Below are 18,390 nucleotides of genomic sequence, written 5' to 3'. Positions count from 1 at the left end.
CTTGCAGAGGGAGACGGCCAACATGCTGAGCGGACGCCAGACCCTCGGCTCCATCGAACAGGCGCTGGCTGACCTGCGCCGCGAGGAGTCCGAACTCAATCATCGCATCGAGCGGGCAACCCGGTCGATCTCCGATCTGCACGCCGAACAGGGCGAGGCGTTCCGCGCGCTGGCCCGGTTCCGGCTCGAGACCGGCAAGGCGAGCGACATCGACAACCGTCTCGAAGGCGCGTCCAAGGGCGCGCGGCAGCTGCTCGAAACGCGCGCCAAGGATATCGCCGCGCTGAACGAGCGCCTGCGCGTCAAGGAGGCCAAGCGCGCCGAGCTGCAGCGCGACCGCGAGAAGCTGGCCGACGAGCGCGACGCCGCGGAAGACCAGCTGGAAGATCTCGCCGGCAAGCTGGGCGAAAAACTCGCCGCGGACAGTGCCTATCAGGCCCTCAAGCAGGCGGCAGAGACGGCCCGGACCATGGCCGACGCGGCTCGGGCCAAGGCGACGACAGCTGCCAACGACCAGGCGGAAAAGGGCAAGGCTTACGAAAACGACCCGCTGTTCGTCTATCTGTGGCAGCGCGGCTTCGGCACCTCGGCCTATACCTCCACCGGCCTCATCCGCTCGCTCGACCGCTGGGTGGCCCGCGTGATAGGCTTCGATGCTGCCCGTCCCAATTATGCAATGCTGACCCAGATCCCCGAGCGGCTCGCCGGCCACGCCACGCGTGTCGAGGCGGAGGCGGTGGAACAGGCCGCCCGGCTGGAGCAGGCCCAGCGCCGCGCCGCCGCCGACCTTGCCGGACAGGATCTCAACGCGGTGATCGAGCAAAAGGCAGCCGCAATGGCGGCGCAGGACCGTGCGCTCGAAGAACTTGAAAAAGGCATCGCCGAGGTCAGTGCCGAGCTGCAGCGCTACGCCAGCGGCGAGGACGACACGTATCGCGCAGCTGAAGCCAAGCTGGCGGAGGCCCTGCAGGGAACCGACCTGACGGACCTGTTCCGAGCCGCGCTCGACACCCCCTCCCCCGAGGATGAGAAGATCGTGCGCAAGCTGCAGGACCTCGAGGCGCAGGTGGCCGACCTCGCCCGCGAAGTGCGCCAGGACAAGGAACTGCAGCGCGATCTGTCGCGCCGTCGCGAGGAACTGACCAAGGTCGCCGGCCAGTTCCGCGAAAGCGGCTACGACGACTGGGACTCCACCTTCAAGGACGACAATCTGACCACGGTTTTGCTCGGCGAACTGGTGAAGGGCGCCATCACGGGGGCCGACTACTGGGCACGCGCCAAGCGCTCGCACAGCCGCAAGCCGTCAAACCGGCGTCAGGCAGGCCTACCCGGTGGATTTGGGGGCGGTTTGGGCGGCGGTTTCCCGGGCGGCTTCGGCGGTGGCCCGTCCGGAAACTCTGGCGGCGGCAACCGTTCCGGCGGCGACGGCTTCCGCACCGGCGAGACGTTCTGATCGGGCTTTGCCTGCAAGTTGCGTGGCAGGGACAAAGCCATGGAACTTTTGTCAGGGGCTCTGCGTTCAGCGCAGGAGGGCCGCGCAAAAACGAGGGGCTGGAACGCGTGGATATGTCGCGAGCCGGACTTTCCTTTGCGGCCAATCTCGCTATCACAGGGCCTTCCCGCTTGTCGGGTTAAGTTTTTTGCAACCAAGTTTTGGCCTGTTGGTTCGGGTGGTCCTGTCCGCCCAGCCACCAAAAGCTCCAGGGATTGTATCCATGCGCCAGCTTCTGCTTCTGCCGCTTCTCGCCGGTCTCGCCGCGTGCCAGTCGTCCAGGCCGGAGCCGGTTGCCCCTGCCCTGCCCGCTCAGCCTGAACTCGCCGTTCCGGCCGGTGCACAGTCGCTGACGATTTCCGCAAGCCCGGAACAGGTTCGCGCCGCCCTCGTGGAAAGCGCCCAGCAGCGCGGCACCCCGGTGGTGCAGCAGGATGCCAACATGGTGGTGATCGAGCGCAAGATGACCGGCGCGAACCCGGCGCTGGATGCCGAATTCGGTGCCTCCGACAATGGGGACCGCGTCATCCGTGTGCGCGTCCGTTTCACCGGCCAGCCCTGCAGCACACTCGCGGTGCAGGATCTGGCCGTCATCAACAATGCCCGCACGGCACTGGAGCAGAGCTTCGTGCTGCCGGGCAATGCCAACACCATGGACAGCCTGAAGGGCCTCAAGTCCCGCGCCGAAAAGACCTCCGGCTGCCCGGCCGTCTGACAGGGGAACTTGCAGCGGGAGGCCGGACGGCAGTCCTCTCGCGGCCACAAGGGAGCCGATGAACCGTGGTGCCGGCCATACCCCTGCCCTTCGTGCTGGCACTGCTATTGCTGATCCTGCTGCTGCAGAACCTGCAGCGCAGCGGCTTCCGCCCGACAGCCTCGACCGTGTTCATTGGTGGCTGCACGCTCCTGACCGCCGTTGTCGGGCTGCGCTGGACGATAGACATGCCCGCGCTGCGAATGCTGCAGCCGGTCGTGGCGTCCCTGTTGCCGCCCTTCGCCTGGCTCTCGTTCACTGGCCTCGCCCGCCAGCCTTTCCGCCATGCATGGCACCACGCCGCCGGACCGGTGCTGGTCCTGATCCTGAGCGCGACCTGGACCCGATGGCATCCGCCGCTTGATCTGGTCCTTGCGGGTCTGTTCTTCGGATATGGCGCCGCGCTACTGCGCCAGGCTGCGGCGGGGACGGACCGGCTCGTCGATGCAAGGCTGAGCGATGCGCCAACCGCGCGTCGCGCGGTACTTTTCGCAGGCCTCGTGCTGGTTGGCTCAGGCTGCGTCGATCTTGCAGTCGCGGTCGATTTCGATCTCTTCGGCGGCCAGCACGCGGCATCGATCGTCAGCCTCGCCAACATGCTGACCCTGCCGGTCATAGCCTATGCCATCATGGTCATCGGCCGCAGCCAGCCCGGACATGAAACAGGCGATGATGCGGCCGCCCGTTCAGACTTTCCGGCCGATGAGAGCAACGGCAATGTCCCGCCACAGGCCATCACCTCCCCGTCCACGGCTGACGATGCAGACGGACAACAGGCAGCCGATGCCGCCATTCTGGACCGTGTCGACCGCGCGATGCAGGAGCGCCAGCTCTACCGCGATCCGGACCTGACGCTGACACGCCTCGCCCGGCGCATCGGCATCCCGGCACGGCAGATATCGGCAGCGGTCAATCGCATCCACGGCCGCAACGTGTCGCAGGTCGTCAATGAGTACCGCATTGCCGAGGCCATGCGGCTTTTGCGGGAGACTGACAGACCCGTCACCACGGTGATGTTCGACTGCGGCTTCCAGACCAAGTCCAACTTCAACCGCGAGTTCGCCCGCGTCGCCGGCATGACCCCAAGCGACTACCGCCGCTCGGGGTCCTAGGCGTTCCGCCTTATCGCGGCGTTGCGAGTGCCTTGCCGAGGAAGTCGATCACCTCGGCCGAGATAGCCGCATGCAGGTCCTCGCGGCTGCGTCCGCGACCATCCTTGCAGACGATGCCGTCGCCGGGGGTTTCTTCCTCAATCAGCTCGACCGCACCTGGCTTGCACAGCTGCATGAAGCTGAAATGCGCCGCATCGGCGATCTCGTTGTAGCGTGCGCTCGACGCTGGCAGATGCTCGGCGAGATAGCCGGACTCCAGCTGCGCCGGCAGATCGCCGATGTCCACGCCTGCACCGAAGATCAGCGCCGGAACGCTCAGCTGGCTCAGGCTTTCCGGCGTGAACCCGCGTGCAAGTCCAAGGTCAAGCGAGACGAAGGCCCCGATGCGCGGATCCTTGAGATCAGCCTCAACACTCGCATTGTCGAGCCCCAGTTCCTGCAGCAGGCCGCAAGCGCGCGGGCTGTGCCCCTTGGCGCAGTCCTTAGCAAAGCGCCGCGTATCGAACCTTGCCCCCGCCGCCGCCGTGACGGTCCAGCCGCCCAGTGAATGCCCAATGGCCGCGATCTGCCCGCCATTCACGCGCGCCCCCAGTGCCGGATCGGCCAGCACGGCATCGATGACCCGGGACAGGTCCTTCGGCCGCTCCCAGATCTGGGCTGCCGCTTCCGGGTCACGGTTGAAGGTCGTGGTGCCGGGATGATCGGGCGCGGCCACCACATAGCCTTCGGCGACCAGACGGTCGGCCAGCCAGTTGAGATTGCGCCAGCTGCCACCATAGCCATGCGACAGCACCACGAGCGGATGGCTCAGCCCCTCTGGCGCCGCATCCCGAACGGCCATGATGCCGTGGAAGACCCGGTTCTCGCCGACTGAGACCGGAGATCCGCCAGCCTCGGCGGGATACCAGAGGCTGACCCGCAGCGGTCGCGGCGTGCCTGCACCTGTTTCGAACTCCCGAAACCCGATGTCGGCAGCAGAAGCGAGGCTGGAGGCGCAAAGAAGCAGGGCGACGGCTGAAAGTGCCGTGCGGTGGAAAAGGGTAGTCTGGAACATGATCCGTCTCCGGTAGGGAATGAACGGCACTGTTCTGCCCGTCCTCGTCCCTCCCGGAGACCTGAAACGTGATCGAGGACCTCAGTCGAAGCCCCGTTTGTCCAGCCCTCAGCTCGACAGCACGTCCTTCACCGTTGTCGCCAGCTGCTTCAGCGTGAAAGGCTTCGGCAGGAAGAAGAACTTCTCGTGCGCCGGCAGATTTTCCTCGAAGGCATCCTCGGCGTAGCCCGACACGAAGATGATCTTGAGGTCCGGCCGCGTCTTGCGCAGCTCGACCAGCAGCGTCGGGCCGTCCATTTCCGGCATGACCACGTCGGACACCACCAGGTCGATGGTTCCGCCGGTCTCTTCCATCACCTCGAGCGCCTCGGTGCCCGACGATGCCTCGTGCACGGTGTAGCCGCGTGAGGCCAGCGCACGGGCGGCAAAGGCACGCACCGCTTCTTCGTCCTCGACGAGAAGAATGGTCGCTGATCCCGTGAGATCCTTGACCTTTTCCGGCTCTTCGACCGGCTTCTTCTCGACAACCGGCGCTTCCTTGGGAATGTGGCGCGGGAAGAAGATACGGAAGGTGGTGCCAACGCCGACTTCCGAGGTGCAGAAGATGTAGCCGCCGGTCTGCTTGACGATACCGTAGACCGTCGACAGGCCAAGGCCAGTGCCCTTGCCCACTTCCTTGGTCGAGAAGAACGGCTCGAAGATCTTTTCCATGATCTCCGGCGTCATGCCGGTGCCGGTGTCGACCACCTCGATCATGGTGTATTCGCCCGGCGGCATGCCGCGCGTGTTGTCGAAGCGGGTGGACTCCTGCTCGCTCACATTGCCGGTGCGGATGGTGAGCAACCCGCCTTCCGCCATGGCGTCGCGCGCGTTCACCGCCAGGTTCATGATGACCTGTTCAAGCTGGTTGACGTCCGCCATCACCGGCCACAGATCGCGGCCATGCGCCATCTTCAGCTCGATGGTCTCGCCCAGCAGCCGGTCCAGCAGAATGGTCAGGTCGGCCAGCACATCATTGAGCGCCAGCTGCTGCGGCCGGAGCGTCTGGCGGCGCGAGAAGGCCAGCAACTGACGCACGAGGCCGGCCGCGCGATTGGCGTTCTGCTTGATGTTCATGATGTCCTGGAAGGACGGATCCGTCGGCCGGTGGCTGGCAAGCAGCAGGTCCGAGAAGCCGATGATCGCCGTCAGGACGTTGTTGAAGTCATGCGCCACACCGCCGGCGAGCTGGCCAATGGCCTGCATCTTCTGGCTCTGGGCAAACTGGGCTTCCAGCGCGCGCTGCTGGGTCGTCTCCAGGGCGTAGACGATGGCCACCTCGCCATCCCCTGCTCCGTCCTGCACCGCCGAAACGTAGAAGGTCGCCGAGCGGCCGTCCGAGGATTTGGCCAGTGGCAGGTCCAGCGGGGCGATGGCGCCGATGCCCTTGGAGGCGGCGGTGAGCGACTTGGTCAGCTCCTCGCGTCCGGGGCCGCTGACGAAGTCCTGCAGGCGCGTGCCCTCGCCCGAGGGGTCCGCCGGGCCGAACAGGCGCAGGAACGGCGCGTTGGTGCGCAGCACCCGGCCTTCGGCATCGAGCGAGGCGATGGCGATCGGCGTGTTGTTGAAGAAGCGGGCAAAGCGCACTTCCGCCGCCCGCAGCGCCTCGGCAACCTCCTCGCCGCGGGAGCGGTTGAGCACCAGCGTGCGGCTGTCACCGGCAATGCCGTCGGCACCGAAGGGCACCCGGTGCAGCAGGCGGACCGGCAGGCCGCGGCCATTGCGCGTGACGAGATCGAGATCGAAGGTCTCGCTCTTCACCTCTCCGGCCGTTCCGCGCACGGAACGGACCAGTTCGGCCCCGTCACCCCGGATGATGTCGGTAAGCGCCACCTCGCCAGCCTGGAACTGCGCCAGGTCATAGCCGAGCCAGTCGGCCAGCGTCGCGTTGAGATAGACCAGCTTGCCGCGTGCATCGCAGGAGAAGAACCCGGCCGGCGCATGGTCGAGGAAGTTGATGACGCGCTGCAGTTCCTGGAACGAGCTTTCCTGGTCGGTGCGGTCGCGGGTGATATCGGCCAGTTGCCAAACGGTGAGACGGCGGCCGGAGCCGCCTTCCTTGCGCGTCACCGACAGCGGGCGCACCAGCACCCGGTACCAGCGCGCGCCGCCGTCACCGCCATCCAGCGCATAGGGCAACCGCACCTCTTCCTGCACCCGACGCCCTTCGCGCATGGCCTGCGACAGACGGAAGATGACATCCGCTGCATCCGGATCGGACGAGAACACCCGCTCGACGGTCCGAACATCCGCAGACGATTCGGCACCAGTCAGCTGGGCATAGGCCTGGTTGGCATAGATCAGACGGCCATCGGCATCGGTGATGACCGCGCCATCATCGAGACTGTCAAGAAAGGCAGAGCCAAGCGGATTGACCGGCGCACGCGGCGCAAAGCGCAACAGGCCAATGGCTCCGGCGAACAGGGAGAACACGCCGACGACCGCAAGGACGCCCAGCAGCCCGAGGACATAAGGCTCGGACGCCTCCCGTCCCATCACCGCAAAGGCCGCCGCCGCGCCCACCAGGGCAAGCGCCAGCACAAGCAGCACGGCAATGTTGCCGGACCGCTCGCCCCGATCGACCACCGGCCCTGCCGGCTCCCCGTCCCGTTCCTTCATTCCCGTCAATCTCCCTCCCGCCTTGCGGGATTCGGTCCATGCGCCAGCATTCTGCGGGCGGCGGTGAAATTCAACTCGCGACGAGCTAATTCCCGCGCCAGCTCCGGCTTTTCCGCATCCGGTAAACGAATCCGATGACTTCCGCGACCGCCTTGTAGTGTTCTTCCGGAATGAACTGGTCAATTTCGACACTGGCATAAAGGGCACGAGCTAACGGCGGGTTTTCAATCACCGGAACATTTGCCCCTTTTGCAACTTCCCTGATCTTCAGCGCGACCGCATCCGTTCCCTTGGCAATACACTGCGGCGCGCCCATGCCCTCGTCATATTTCAGCGCCACGGCATAGTGGGTCGGGTTCGTGACGACCACGGTGGCCTGGGGCACGGCTGCCATCATGCGGCGGCGGCTGCGTTCCATGCGCAACTGACGGATCTTGCCCTTGATCTGCGGATCACCTTCAGTCTGCTTGTATTCTTCCTTGATCTCGCGCTGGCTCATTTTCTGCTTTTCGAACCACTTGCGCCGCTGCCACAGGTAGTCGCCGGCCGCAACGATGGTCATCACCGCCAGGATCGCGCCGATCAGCTGCAGCACCAGCTGGCGCGTTTCTTCCAGCATGATCAGCTCGGGCGCGAAAATGATCGTCTCCGCCCGGTCCCGCTGCGGCCACAACACCGCAATCATCAGAACGGTGACAACGGTGATCTTCAGAAGGCCCTTGACGAAATTCATCAGGCTTTCAGACGAGAACAGCCGCTTGAAGCCCGCCATGGGCGACACCTTGGACAGCTTCGGCTTCAACGCTTCAGCGCTGAAGATCAGCGTGTGCTGCACCATGTTGCCCGCCACTGCCATCAGGAACAGCAGCAGGAACGGCAGGCCCAGCACGGCCGCCATGGCAAGCCCCACATCCCACAGGAGATCCGTCAGCGCATTGCCATCAGCCGGTATGGTCGCGGCCTGCTCGATGTACCATTTCAGATGCGCGCCCAGATCACGCGTGGCCGTCGGGGCAAAGAAGGCAATCACCATTGCCGTTCCCGCCATCAGGAACCAGGTCGAGACTTCCTGGGATTTCGCCACATCCCCTCGCTCCATCGCCTCCGTGAGGCGTTTTTGCGTGGGGTCCTCAGTTTTCTCGGTATCATCACCTTCGTCAGCCATCGCGCTCCTACCCCGCCGTGAATCGGCCGATCTGCTCGGCGAAGTGGGTGAGATACCAGTTCATGATCGTACCGATCAGGACCAGCAGGAGCGCGATGCCGAGCGTGATGTTCACCGGCATCGAAATGAAGAAGATCTGCATCTGAGGCATCAGCTTGTTGAGCAAGCCAAGACCGAAATAGAAGACCAGACCGACAACGATAAAGGGCGCGCTCATGCGCACCGAGATCGAGAAAATATAGGCAAACGTATCGACAGCAACCTTCGTGATGTCGCCGATAGGCATCAGATTGCCCGGCGGAAACAGCTTGAAACTGTCATGCAGCGCCGCAATGACCAGAAAATGCGCGTCGGTCACGAAGATGAGCGTGACAGCTAGGATGGACAGATAGTTGCCGATCAACGCGCCCTGCTGACCCGAGTTGGTCAGGTCCGATCCCATCGCAAAGGACAGTCCGATCTGGCTGGCCATGATCGTGCCGGCCGTCTGCAGCGCCGAGGTGATCATGCGCGCCGTCAGCCCCACGGCAAAGCCGATCATGAACTCCCCCGCCAGAAGCACGCCGAGACGTGGCAGGTTGGTCATGAGATCGGCGGGATAGCTGCTGGATGCGATGGGATAGAGCACGAGCGTCAGGGCGAGCGCGATGCTCAGCCGCATGCGCGCCGGGATCGAGCTCTCCCCGAGCGCCGGCAACAGCATCACCATCGTGCCGAGCCTTGCGAACATCAGCATGAACATGGCCGCGATGCCCGGCAGGAAGGACAGTTCCAGCGTCACCGCCTGCCTCCCGTCAGCCCGTCAACAGGATGAGTTCGCTGATCCGCGCCATGAAGGTGCTCATCAAGCTGCCCATGAATGGCAACGTCAGCACCATGGTTATGAAGATGGCGAGGATCTTCGGCACGAAGACCAAGGTCATTTCCTGGATCTGCGTCAGCGCCTGGAACAGGGCAATGATGACGCCGACGACCAGCCCGACCACCATCGTCGGCGCAGCCAGAAGCACGAGGGTCCAGATGCCCTCGCGCGCCACGTCCATGACTTCAGGTCCGGTCATGCCTGTCCCCGGGGTTAGTCCTGCACCAAATGCCGATCAGATCGGCATGCGCATGATTTCTTCATAGGCCGCAATGACACGGTCGCGCACCGTGACCATCGTCTCCAGCGCGACTTCGGTTTCGGCAATCGCCGTCACCACGTCGACCACGTCCGCCTTGCCCTGGACCAACCCCAGCGCCATCTTGTCGGCCTCGCGGCCCCCATCGACGACGTTGTTCACGGCCTCGCGGACGAGACCGCCAAAGTCGACGCCACCGGACGGATCGGGCGAGACTTCCGCCGCGATCGGCTTGGTCAGCCGCGACATGTTCTGATAGGCGTTGGCCGCAATCGAGGGAATGGACATGGCTACGTCTCCTCAGCGCACCGGCACTCAGCCGCGCAGGATATCAATGGTCCGCTGCAACATGCGGCGGGTGGCTTCGATGACATTCAGGTTCGCCTCGTAAGAGCGCTGCGCCTCGCGCATGTCAACGCTCTCCACCAGCGAATTCACATTCGGCATCCGTACGTTGCCCGTCGCATCGGCGGCCGGGTGGCCAGGCTCGTAGCGGGTGGGAAACTGCGACCGGTCTTCCTCGATACGGCCGAGGGCGACCGTCTCGGCCTGCAGTTCCCGATCGAACTGGTTCTTGAAGGTCGGGATCTTGCGGCGATAGGGGTCTTCATCCGGCGTCCTGCCGGTCGAATCCGCGTTGGCGATGTTTTCCGCGATGACGCGGATACGGCCGTTCTGCGCCTTCAGGCCAGATGCCGAAATGAACAGGGACTTGACCAGATCCATGGCAGTGCTCCTTACGCCGACTTGCCGAGGGCGATGCGGATGAGCCCGATGCTCTTGGTGTAGAGGGTGGTCACGGCCTGGTAGTCCATCTGGTTGGCCGTCACCATCATCATCTGTTCTTCAAGCGACACGCTGTTGCCGTCCGGCGTGACCTCGAACGTGTCGATGCGCGTGTTCTTGTTCGACGACGCGGTCATGAACCCCGCCAGGTGGTTCTTCTGCGTCATCGCGGTCGACAGGCCCTCGCTGCCGGTGTTTTCCAGCTTGTCGAGGTCGAAGGCCTTCATGTCGCGGGCCCGGTAACCCGGCGTGTCGGCGTTGGCGACGTTCTCCGACAGGACGCCCTGACGCGACTGGTGCCAGTGCATCTTGGATTTCAACGCCCGGAACATCGAAAGGTCCGACAAGGCCATGCGAGTCACCATTTGTTAACGAATAGGCAAGTGTTGCCGATCAAATCGTTAACGAAAGGTTAAGGTCGCGCATATTGCATTTTCGAACTTCCGCCGCATTTCGGTGGAAATCATGGATTTCTGCGGCATTTTCTGCCGCTTAGCGTCGGCTGCGCTCGGCAAATTCTGCCGGGCAATGTTAATCTTGGCTAACGAACAGACAGAATCATCGCTCGGACAAGGGCCGACTCGGGTGTCACGCTGTCGGCAAGCTCCGCACAACGACGCAAGAGTATACCTGACCGGCTCCAGATGGTATCTGCACACGACACGGAAGGCCGCTGGCCAGTGGACAGTGCGTCCGGCTGACGGAATAACTGCAGGCCCTCACTCGGCTTCAAGAGGTTCGCATGTACGAATGGATCGCGGAAACGTTTGGCGTGGGAGACGGAATCGCACGGGCGATGTCCTTCATCATCGCCCTCGCCATTGTGTTCGGCCTGATTGGTCTCGTTCTCTTCGTACTGAGGCAACTGACCGGAAACCGGATCTCGACCGGCCGCAACCGCCAGCCGCGCATCGCGGTGATGGATGCCATGCACATCGACCAGAGGCGCCGGCTGCTGCTCGTGCGCCGTGACAATGTGGAGCATCTGATCCTCGTTGGCGGACCGACAGACGTGGTCGTGGAACAGGCGATCGTCCGGGGCAACCCGGTCTCCGCCAGCTATCCGCGTGGCGGCCAGCCCGCACCGCAGTTTGGCTCGCCGCCCTTTGAAGGCGAGCCGGAGCCTTATGCCGCGCAGCCAAACTGGCCGACCGCGCCGGCACCCGTTGCAGCTGCAAGCGCGCCTGCGCAGCAGTCCCCGCAGATGGTTGCGGCTCCCGTGGCTGCGGCGCCGGCCGCTGCCCAGTATCAACCGGCGTCCCAGCAGATGGCCGAGATCACCTCTCATCCGGCTGCAGACCTTGGCAGCGCTCCCGGACAGGACCGCACCCAGGCGGCCGCTCCCGTGCAGCCGCGCCCGTCTTCCTTGCGTCAGACAGCCCAGGAGGCAGCCCTCGCCGCCCTGCGCAGCCGGAACAATTCGCCGCGGATCGAGCCAGCTCAGACCGCGCGTGAGGTAGACGACAGCGACAATGTGAAGTCGCTGCGCCCCCGCATCGCCGCGTTGACCGAGCCGCTCCGCCGCAGCACACCGCAACCAGTACAGGCCCCCGCGCAGACCGCTGTCCGGCTAAGCCATGGACACCGCCGCACCCGTCGAAGCTCCGCGCGCGGCCGCCATTGCGGGCGAAGCCATCGCCGCAGCCGCTTCCAATCTGACGTCGAAGGCAGGCGCATCGGTTGCAGCCATGCGCGCCGCTGTCGCCGATCTCGCGCGCAGCCTGTCCAAGTCGTCTGAGCGTACAGCCGCACCGGCTGAACCCGAAGTCCGGCGGCAACTGACCCCGCCGTCGTCCGGTCCGGCCGCACGCGCACGCACCGCTTTCCCGAATGGAACGCCGCCTGCGCAGCAGGCAGCGCCTGCCGTCGCAATCGATCCAGCACCCGTTGCAGCCGTTGAAACGGCAGCCCAGGCCGAGGTGCAGGCTCCCGTCGTGACCACCTCAGCACCGGCTGCACGGGCACCGGACGTGAGCCCAGCCCCGGTTGCGCCCGCTGCTCCGGCAGTTGCGGCTCCGGCTGTTTCAGCTCCGGCAAGCGTCAAGACTTTCGGCGGCTTCCCGGCCCAGCCGCGCCCCCAGGCCGTGAGCGCAAAGCCGGAGGCTGCTGCGTCTCAAGCGCCCGCAGCGGCTTCGGTCATGGCCGAGGTCTCTTTGAACCTTTCAGCCCCCGCCGCTCCGCTGGCACGTCCCGCGGCCGGCCTGTCCACTGACGTTCGCCTGACGCCGCTCGTAGCAGCCCAGCCCGTGGCTGCAGAACCTGCGACCGCCGCTGACGACGCAGACCCGCAGTCTGGTGCCGGCGACGACATTTTCGAGATCGACGTCCGTCCGGAGCCCAAGCAAGCCTCGGCAGAAACCGTCGCCTCGGCTGCAACACTCGCAGCTCTGACCGTTGGCGAGGAGATCGAGGTCGCAGCACCGGCCGAAGCCCCCGCCTCAAAGCTGTCGCAGGTCATCCCGGAAATCCGCCTGACCGCCGCCGATCTGCAGGATCCGGTTGCCGACGCTCCGGAGGTTGTCATCCCGACGATCGAGGCTCCCGTTGCCACGCGCGACGAGGCGGGTGTCAACGCGATCGAGGAAGAGATGGCACGTCTTCTGTCCGAAATCGGCGTGCAAGGGCGTAAATGACCGGCCTCGGCCATCAGGCTGCACCGGCAGGCAGAAGCCGCCGGCGCAGCCAGGTCCGATATGCTCTGGCTGGCCTGGCAACCCTTGCCGGGATCGCCGTCTTCCTGCTTGGCGCCGGACACGCGGATGCACAGCAGGTGACCATCGGCTTTGGCGAGGGCACCACCGTCACCGAGCGCGCGGTGCAGATGGTCGCCCTGCTGACCATCCTCAGCCTCGCACCGTCGATCCTCATCATGGTGACGTGCTTCACCCGGATCGTCGTCGTGCTGTCGCTGCTGCGCTCGGCCATCGGCCTCCAGACTGCCCCGCCCAACTCGGTCATGATCTCGCTGGCGATCTTCCTGTCCGCCTTCATCATGGCCCCGACGCTGCAGCTCGCCTATGACGAGGGCGTCAAGCCGCTGGTTGAAGGCACGATCGAATTCGAGCAGGCGTTTGAACGTGGCTCGGAACCGTTCCACGCCTTCATGCGCTCGCAGGTCCGCGAAAAGGATCTGGCGCTGTTCCAGGAACTGTCCGGCCAGACCACTCCGGAGACGCCCGAGGAATTGTCGTTCCAGGTGCTGATCCCCGCCTTCATGATCAGCGAACTGCGCCGCGCCTTCGAAATCGGCTTCCTGCTCTATCTGCCGTTCCTGATCATCGACCTCGTGATCGCCTCGATCCTCATGTCCATGGGCATGATGATGTTGCCGCCCGTGGTCATCTCGCTGCCGTTCAAGCTGATCTTCTTCGTGCTGGTGGACGGCTGGAACCTGGTGGCCGGCAGTCTTGTGCGAAGTTTCGGCACCGGCGGTTAGGACGCGCGCGCCAACTGGCCGCGCCTAGCCGTTCGACGCCTGCGCATCGGCCAGCGCTCCGCCGTTGCCCGCCGCCTCCGGCGTCATGTACTGGCGGCGGTATTCTTCCATGAAGGTGCTGAGCGTATCGATGTCGGCGAGGCCCTTGGCGACCTCGAGGAACTCCACACCCTGCGCCTCGATCGGACGTGTCACCACATCAAAGGCAAAGGATTCCGGACTGTCCGACATCTTCGGCGAATATTTGGTCCGCAGACGGTCGAGGCTGAGCTGATCGCCAGCGAGCGAGTAGGCAATCCCCGCCTTCAGAATGTCATTGCGCTCGATCTGTTCGAGCGGGATCGTGTCGGACCAGCGAGACCCGTACATGGCCTCAAGCTGTTCCCCGGCTTCACGCCAGCTCTGCGCCGCCCAGAACGTGTCGGCACGCAGGCGGTCCACTTCGCCACCGCGCATGTTGCGCACCAGCTCAAGCGCCAGATCCGGACGTCCGCTCTCGGTCAGAGCGCGCGCCTCGACCACATTGCGCTGACGCTCCAGCGTTGAGGGCAGATTGGCCTGACGCGTGCGGTTCAGCACACCCAGCGCCTTTTCCGGCTTGCGATCCATCAGATAGATCGCAGCCAGATCCGCCGCGATCTGCGCGCGCGCGGCCCCCTTCAGCCGGTTGTCGACCTGGTGCTGCAGCAGCGCGCTGGCCTGGTCGAGCAGCTCCACTTCAACCAGGCGCTTGGCCAGGCCACGCACCATCTCGTCGCCCTGACGGCCCGGAGGCGTCATCTCGCGGAAATCGTAGAACAGCGCCAGTGCCTTGACCGGCGGCATCTCGTTCGCCTTGCCGTCCAGGAACAGGGTCGCGAACAGGGCGTTCATTTCTTCCTGCAGCAGCCGCGTGGTCTCGGATTCCGAATCCGACTGCACCGCCAGCTTCATCGCCTCGAAGGCCTCGCGGTAGTTGCCCCGCTCCGCCTGCAGCTGCGCGAGGAAGCGCAGCGTCTTCAGCTCGACCTCATCACCGCGCCACCACGTTGCCAGCGCCGCGAGCTCTTCAACGGTCTGGTCCGTGGTCAGCTCACCGTCACGATGGCGGATGCGCAGGGCGCGATAGGTCGCCTCGGCAGCGCGAGGCCGGTCGTCGGTCCGCGCCACCAGATCGAAGGCCGTCAGCGCCTCGAGCGAACGGCCAGAGGCATCGGCCACCCGGCCACGCAGAAGGTCATAGCGCGCGGCCTGAACCGGCGAGATCAGGGCCGGCTCGATTTCCGCCAGAATGGCATTGGCCATGCCGAAGTCGTTCAGCTCCACCATGGCCTGCGCCGCGGCGATGTTGAACTCGGCCTGGATGCTCACCGGATAGTTGCCGATGACAGCGCGGCCGCGTGGCATGGAAATGCGCGCATCCGGCCAGTTGCCGAGCGAAACCTCGACGATGGTCTGCCAGACGGCGGCATCGGGGCTGTTCTTCAGGTCCGGGCGGTTGAGGTGCGGATGCGCTTCCAGCGGCCGCGCGGCCAGCGTCTGCGCCGCGCCCATCATGAGGTTGAACGCGCTCTCCTCCGCCAGCGCCGGCTCCTCCTCCATCGCGAGCTGCATCATGCCCATCGCCTCAAAGGGAAGGAGATGCGCCAGATAGAACCGGGCCAGATCCATGCGCGGTCCGCGGCGGCGCTCTTCGGGCGCGTTGGTCAGGGCCGTCTCCAGCTCCATCCGCCGCTTCATGAACTCTTCCTCGTCCTTGGTCGCAAGGCTGGTAAAGTCCACGTAGTTGGGCTGGTTCGGATCAACGATGGTGTTGAGAACGCGCGAACCGCGCAGGTTGCCGTTCGACAGGGTCAGTCCCTTGTCGCGTTGAAGGATGACGTCATCCCCGGCGAGCTCCGGCACCACGCCGTCGGTCTGCGGCACGATCGCGATACCATGGGCTGAGGCAAGCGTGTCTAGATCCACAAAGCGCTGTGGCTTGAGTAGTCCGCGCGCCGGGCCGAACCCGGTCACCGTCATGATGGTGTCGCCAACAAACGGATCCGTCAGGGTGCGCACCCGCTGCGGCTTCTGGAAGGGAATGCGCAACACGTTGCCACCGTCCGAGCGGATGTTGCGCTCCACCGCCAACGGCCGCGACGGCTCGACGATCATGTCGCCGACAACCAGGTTCCAGGCATTGCCGTCGGCCCCGACGGTCGCCAGGGCCGCCGAGGTCACATCAACCCGCAGCACCTGATAGTCGCCGAATTCCTTCATCTCGATGCCGGTCGCCACGTCCTGCAAAGCGGAGCGGATGGCGCGGATGTCGATGGTCACGCTGGTGTCGAACACCATCCAGATGGAATCGTTGCGCCGGAACACGGAGGTTGCAACCGGCTCGCGGAAGGGAAACACCACGCGCACCGTGTTGCCGATCCGGCGCGCTTCGGCAGCAACGAAGTTGCGAACGGCCTCCGCCGCGTCTGCCGGCAGGCTCTCCGGTGTCGGGGCTTCCGGCCTTGGCTCCGGTATTGTTCCTGATCCGCCGGACGACGCCCCACCAGCGGCGCGCCAGGGATCGGCAGCGGTTGAGGGCGACGGCTGCCGCAGGTCGATGGCTGGCGGGATCCTGACCCCTTCGAGCACCTGAGGCCGCGTTTCCTGCGTTGCATCCGAGAGAACCGTTGTCGCCATGAAGGGCATCGGATCCAGCGGAACGGCATTGATGATCCGGTCTCCGAAGTCCTTCTGCGCACTCAGGACACGCGGACCGGCACTCTGAGCCGCCGGAGAAGCCTGCGCAATGACTGTATTTGCCGGCGCGCTCGGCTTCTGCGGCGCGGCCTCCACCGTCGGCTCAACGAGCGGCACCGAGGCGACCGTTGCCGGATCGCCCGCGTCAGGCAATGGCGCGCCAACGGGAACGTCGGGAGCCGCCAGGACACTTGCAACAGGCTTGGCCCTTGGAAGCGGAAAGGCCGGGTCCGTCACCGGCCCGGCATCTGCCAAGATAGGAAGAGGCACCACTGGCGGCGCGATGGCGCCAGGTTTGGGGATTGACTCGGGATCGGACTTCGGGACGTCACCAGCTGCCGGTGCCGGCTCCTGACCGGCCGGCGGCGCCGCCGGTGTCGATGGCGGCACATTGCCCGCGCCTGATCCGGGCGCGACAATCAGGCCTTGCGCGCCGGCCGGCCGGCCATTCATCGCCGCGCTGATCGCATCATTCACCGGATCGCCAACGCGCCCCTCGGTCGGGGTAATGTCGATGACGTAAGTTTGCTCTTCCCGGAAAGCGCGGATGTCGGCGGTCGGATCGATCCGCATGAGGAACTTCAGCTTGCCACCGTCAAGAAACGACGTCGCATCCACGACGCCGGGAGGCAGATGCGCCCTGAGGTCGCTGACATCGAGCTGGGCGGCCTGGTTGAAGGTCACGCGCACGATATCGTCCTCGCGCACGAACGACGTATCGAAACGGACGGTCCAGTCGAACACAAGCCGCGTGAAGGTCGGATGTTCGCCGACACGCAGATTGACGCGCGGCCCCTCCTCCACCTTCAGCCTCGCCTGCTCCAGCGCACGCACCTGGCGCATCGCCTCTTCCGCACGGCGGGCCAGTTCACGCACCACATCGTCCGGCAACCCCGGCGGCAAGCCCTGCCAGTTCGCGGGCAGGATATCGACGAACAGTTTCTCGCCCGCCTCCAGCGTGTTGATGCGGTACTTGTCCTTCAAGGCAAAACGGATGGCGCTGCCGTCCGGATCCCGGCGGGCAATGGCGACATAGTCCGCCAGCTGCAACGTAACATCATCAACACTGATCGCAATGGGCTCTTCAAAGGCGATCCGCAGGACGCCGCTGGTCACGGTCGCGTCGTAGTGCGGCAGGAGCGTCTTGTCCTTGAAGGTCAGGATCATCCGGCCATAGCCTTCTTCAGCCTTGGCCTGTAGATCGACGATGGTCAGATTCTCGGCGCGGGCGACGGACAGCGGCGCGGCATAGAGAACCAGGGCAAGAAGGATCAGGAAGGACCAGGCAAAAGCAGAGGCATTTCGCTCCAGGCTCCCCCGGGCGACCCATGGGCCCCTTGACGAGGCGAACTCATGCGCTTGCCTCAAAAACATCCACAAAGTCAGGGTTATCCTCTCGCTCGGCATCACGCCTAACCCTAGGGCGCTGGCCTTAACGCGGCCTTACGGCCAGTCCTTAAACTGGCCGGGTCTGTCAGTTTGAACCGATTTTCGGAAGCTGCGCCGGCGCGGACGTATTGGCCGTTTTCTCCGTGTCACCACTGGCGATGGCAACCGTCAGCTTCTCGGCGGCTTCCGGGTTCATCTTGGCGAGAATATCCGCCATCTTGCGCGGCTTCATTTGCCGGACGACCTTCAGCAGGATTTCGAGCTCAAGACGATCGAAGATCCGGGCAGCGTCCTTGGGCTTCATGTTTTCATACATGACCACCAGGCCTGCTACTTCGCTTTCTTCCTGCTTGCGCTTCTCGTCGACCGCCTGCTCGATCTTCTGCTCAAGAGCCTTCAGCTCATCGACCCGTTGCTGCACGCGATCTTCCGTTGCCTGCAATAGCTTTTCGCGCAGGTCCAGTTGCCCCTCCTGGTCGGAAAGGGCCCGGCGACGCTGGCCAAGGCTCTCAAGAACGGCACGTTCCGCTGCCGATCCACCGATCTCCATGTCGCTTGGCGCACTCATCGGCGGGGCTGCAGCGGCCGCCGGATCAGCCGGGGGCGCCGCGCCATCGGCCGGCTGGTGGAGCTGCAGACGCAGCCGGATCGGCCGGCGGCGCAGCCGGATCAGCTGGTGCTGCTGCGGCCGGAGGCTGTCCAGCG

The 18,390-nt window shown here is 64.9% G+C and carries 15 protein-coding genes; 5 read left to right on the top strand and 10 right to left on the bottom strand.

The features are described from left to right. Positions 1 to 22 precede the first annotated feature (22 nt). The 3 genes from OVA12_RS06835 to OVA12_RS06825 all read left to right on the top strand — a co-directional run bounded on the left by OVA12_RS06835 (position 23) and on the right by OVA12_RS06825 (position 3,358). The gene (locus OVA12_RS06835) at positions 23 to 1,453 is read left to right on the top strand and encodes a hypothetical protein (RefSeq protein ID WP_268135697.1); all 1,431 of its coding nucleotides are present in this window, start codon (positions 23 to 25) and stop codon (positions 1,451 to 1,453) included. A gap of 262 nt (positions 1,454 to 1,715) precedes the next feature. Then, positions 1,716 to 2,207, top strand: a complete 492-nt coding sequence (locus OVA12_RS06830; protein WP_268135696.1) for a hypothetical protein — start codon at positions 1,716 to 1,718, stop codon at positions 2,205 to 2,207. A 68-nt stretch (positions 2,208 to 2,275) separates the two neighbouring features. After that, the gene (locus OVA12_RS06825) at positions 2,276 to 3,358 is read left to right on the top strand and encodes a helix-turn-helix domain-containing protein (protein ID WP_268135695.1); all 1,083 of its coding nucleotides are present in this window, start codon (positions 2,276 to 2,278) and stop codon (positions 3,356 to 3,358) included. A 10-nt stretch (positions 3,359 to 3,368) separates the two neighbouring features. Here OVA12_RS06825 and OVA12_RS06820 read toward each other — a convergent pair whose 3' ends face one another. The 8 genes from OVA12_RS06820 to flgB all read right to left on the bottom strand — a co-directional run bounded on the left by OVA12_RS06820 (position 3,369) and on the right by flgB (position 10,495). Further along, the gene (locus tag OVA12_RS06820; RefSeq protein ID WP_268135693.1) at positions 3,369 to 4,412 is read right to left on the bottom strand and encodes an alpha/beta hydrolase family protein; all 1,044 of its coding nucleotides are present in this window, start codon (positions 4,410 to 4,412) and stop codon (positions 3,369 to 3,371) included. Between the two features lie 108 nt (positions 4,413 to 4,520). Next, positions 4,521 to 7,070 carry a cell cycle histidine kinase CckA gene (cckA, locus tag OVA12_RS06815; protein ID WP_268135691.1) on the bottom strand — a complete coding sequence of 850 codons (2,550 nt, stop codon included), beginning with the start codon at positions 7,068 to 7,070 and terminating at the stop codon, positions 4,521 to 4,523. An 85-nt stretch (positions 7,071 to 7,155) separates the two neighbouring features. After that, the gene (gene flhB, locus OVA12_RS06810; protein ID WP_268135689.1) at positions 7,156 to 8,235 is read right to left on the bottom strand and encodes a flagellar biosynthesis protein FlhB; all 1,080 of its coding nucleotides are present in this window, start codon (positions 8,233 to 8,235) and stop codon (positions 7,156 to 7,158) included. Between the two features lie 7 nt (positions 8,236 to 8,242). Next, positions 8,243 to 9,016 carry a flagellar biosynthetic protein FliR gene (fliR, locus tag OVA12_RS06805; RefSeq protein ID WP_268135687.1) on the bottom strand — a complete coding sequence of 258 codons (774 nt, stop codon included), beginning with the start codon at positions 9,014 to 9,016 and terminating at the stop codon, positions 8,243 to 8,245. A gap of 13 nt (positions 9,017 to 9,029) precedes the next feature. Further along, on the bottom strand, positions 9,030 to 9,296 hold the full coding sequence (gene fliQ, locus OVA12_RS06800; RefSeq protein WP_268135684.1) for a flagellar biosynthesis protein FliQ: 267 nt from the start codon (positions 9,294 to 9,296) through the stop codon (positions 9,030 to 9,032). A gap of 36 nt (positions 9,297 to 9,332) precedes the next feature. Further along, positions 9,333 to 9,644 (bottom strand): flagellar hook-basal body complex protein FliE, encoded by a 312-nt coding sequence (gene fliE / locus OVA12_RS06795; RefSeq protein ID WP_268135681.1) that lies wholly within the window; start codon positions 9,642 to 9,644, stop codon positions 9,333 to 9,335. Between the two features lie 27 nt (positions 9,645 to 9,671). After that, positions 9,672 to 10,082 carry a flagellar basal body rod protein FlgC gene (flgC, locus tag OVA12_RS06790; RefSeq protein WP_268135679.1) on the bottom strand — a complete coding sequence of 137 codons (411 nt, stop codon included), beginning with the start codon at positions 10,080 to 10,082 and terminating at the stop codon, positions 9,672 to 9,674. Positions 10,083 to 10,093: 11 nt separating this feature from the next. Next, positions 10,094 to 10,495 carry a flagellar basal body rod protein FlgB gene (gene flgB, locus OVA12_RS06785; RefSeq protein ID WP_268135677.1) on the bottom strand — a complete coding sequence of 134 codons (402 nt, stop codon included), beginning with the start codon at positions 10,493 to 10,495 and terminating at the stop codon, positions 10,094 to 10,096. Positions 10,496 to 11,719: 1,224 nt separating this feature from the next. Between flgB and OVA12_RS23880 the strand changes: the two genes are divergently transcribed. Together OVA12_RS23880 and fliP are read left to right on the top strand one after the other, a co-directional pair. After that, positions 11,720 to 12,775 carry a hypothetical protein gene (locus OVA12_RS23880; protein WP_326493890.1) on the top strand — a complete coding sequence of 352 codons (1,056 nt, stop codon included), beginning with the start codon at positions 11,720 to 11,722 and terminating at the stop codon, positions 12,773 to 12,775. Further along, positions 12,772 to 13,578, top strand: coding sequence for a flagellar type III secretion system pore protein FliP (gene fliP / locus OVA12_RS06775; protein WP_268135673.1), 807 nt, complete (start codon positions 12,772 to 12,774; stop codon positions 13,576 to 13,578). The genes OVA12_RS23880 and fliP overlap by 4 nt, the downstream gene beginning before the upstream one ends. Positions 13,579 to 13,602: 24 nt before the next feature. Here fliP and OVA12_RS06770 read toward each other — a convergent pair whose 3' ends face one another. Then, entirely contained in the window at positions 13,603 to 17,670 is a 4,068-nt protein-coding gene (locus OVA12_RS06770) for a hypothetical protein (protein WP_268135671.1), read from the bottom strand. Between the two features lie 100 nt (positions 17,671 to 17,770). Further along, positions 17,771 to 18,253, bottom strand: a complete 483-nt coding sequence (locus OVA12_RS06765) for a MotE family protein (protein WP_268135669.1) — start codon at positions 18,251 to 18,253, stop codon at positions 17,771 to 17,773. Positions 18,254 to 18,390: the final 137 nt, after the last annotated feature.

This window comes from Pannonibacter sp. SL95 (genome assembly GCF_026672425.1).
Taxonomy (GTDB): domain Bacteria; phylum Pseudomonadota; class Alphaproteobacteria; order Rhizobiales; family Stappiaceae; genus Pannonibacter.
The sequence above is the reverse complement of the archived record's forward strand: the minus strand, read 5'-3'. Positions and strand labels throughout refer to the sequence as shown.

Coding starts and splice junctions, on each gene's coding strand:
- OVA12_RS06835 (WP_268135697.1), top strand. CDS start 23: ATGCTGAGCGGACGCCAGACCCTCGGCTCCATCGAACAGGCGCTGGCT.
- OVA12_RS06830 (WP_268135696.1), top strand. CDS start 1,716: ATGCGCCAGCTTCTGCTTCTGCCGCTTCTCGCCGGTCTCGCCGCGTGC.
- OVA12_RS06820 (WP_268135693.1), bottom strand. CDS start 4,412: ATGTTCCAGACTACCCTTTTCCACCGCACGGCACTTTCAGCCGTCGCC.
- cckA (WP_268135691.1), bottom strand. CDS start 7,070: ATGAAGGAACGGGACGGGGAGCCGGCAGGGCCGGTGGTCGATCGGGGC.
- flhB (WP_268135689.1), bottom strand. CDS start 8,235: ATGGCTGACGAAGGTGATGATACCGAGAAAACTGAGGACCCCACGCAA.
- fliQ (WP_268135684.1), bottom strand. CDS start 9,296: ATGACCGGACCTGAAGTCATGGACGTGGCGCGCGAGGGCATCTGGACC.
- fliE (WP_268135681.1), bottom strand. CDS start 9,644: ATGTCCATTCCCTCGATTGCGGCCAACGCCTATCAGAACATGTCGCGG.
- flgC (WP_268135679.1), bottom strand. CDS start 10,082: ATGGATCTGGTCAAGTCCCTGTTCATTTCGGCATCTGGCCTGAAGGCG.
- flgB (WP_268135677.1), bottom strand. CDS start 10,495: ATGGCCTTGTCGGACCTTTCGATGTTCCGGGCGTTGAAATCCAAGATG.
- OVA12_RS23880 (WP_326493890.1), top strand. CDS start 11,720: ATGGACACCGCCGCACCCGTCGAAGCTCCGCGCGCGGCCGCCATTGCG.
- fliP (WP_268135673.1), top strand. CDS start 12,772: ATGACCGGCCTCGGCCATCAGGCTGCACCGGCAGGCAGAAGCCGCCGG.
- OVA12_RS06770 (WP_268135671.1), bottom strand. CDS start 17,670: ATGTTTTTGAGGCAAGCGCATGAGTTCGCCTCGTCAAGGGGCCCATGG.
- OVA12_RS06765 (WP_268135669.1), bottom strand. CDS start 18,253: ATGAGTGCGCCAAGCGACATGGAGATCGGTGGATCGGCAGCGGAACGT.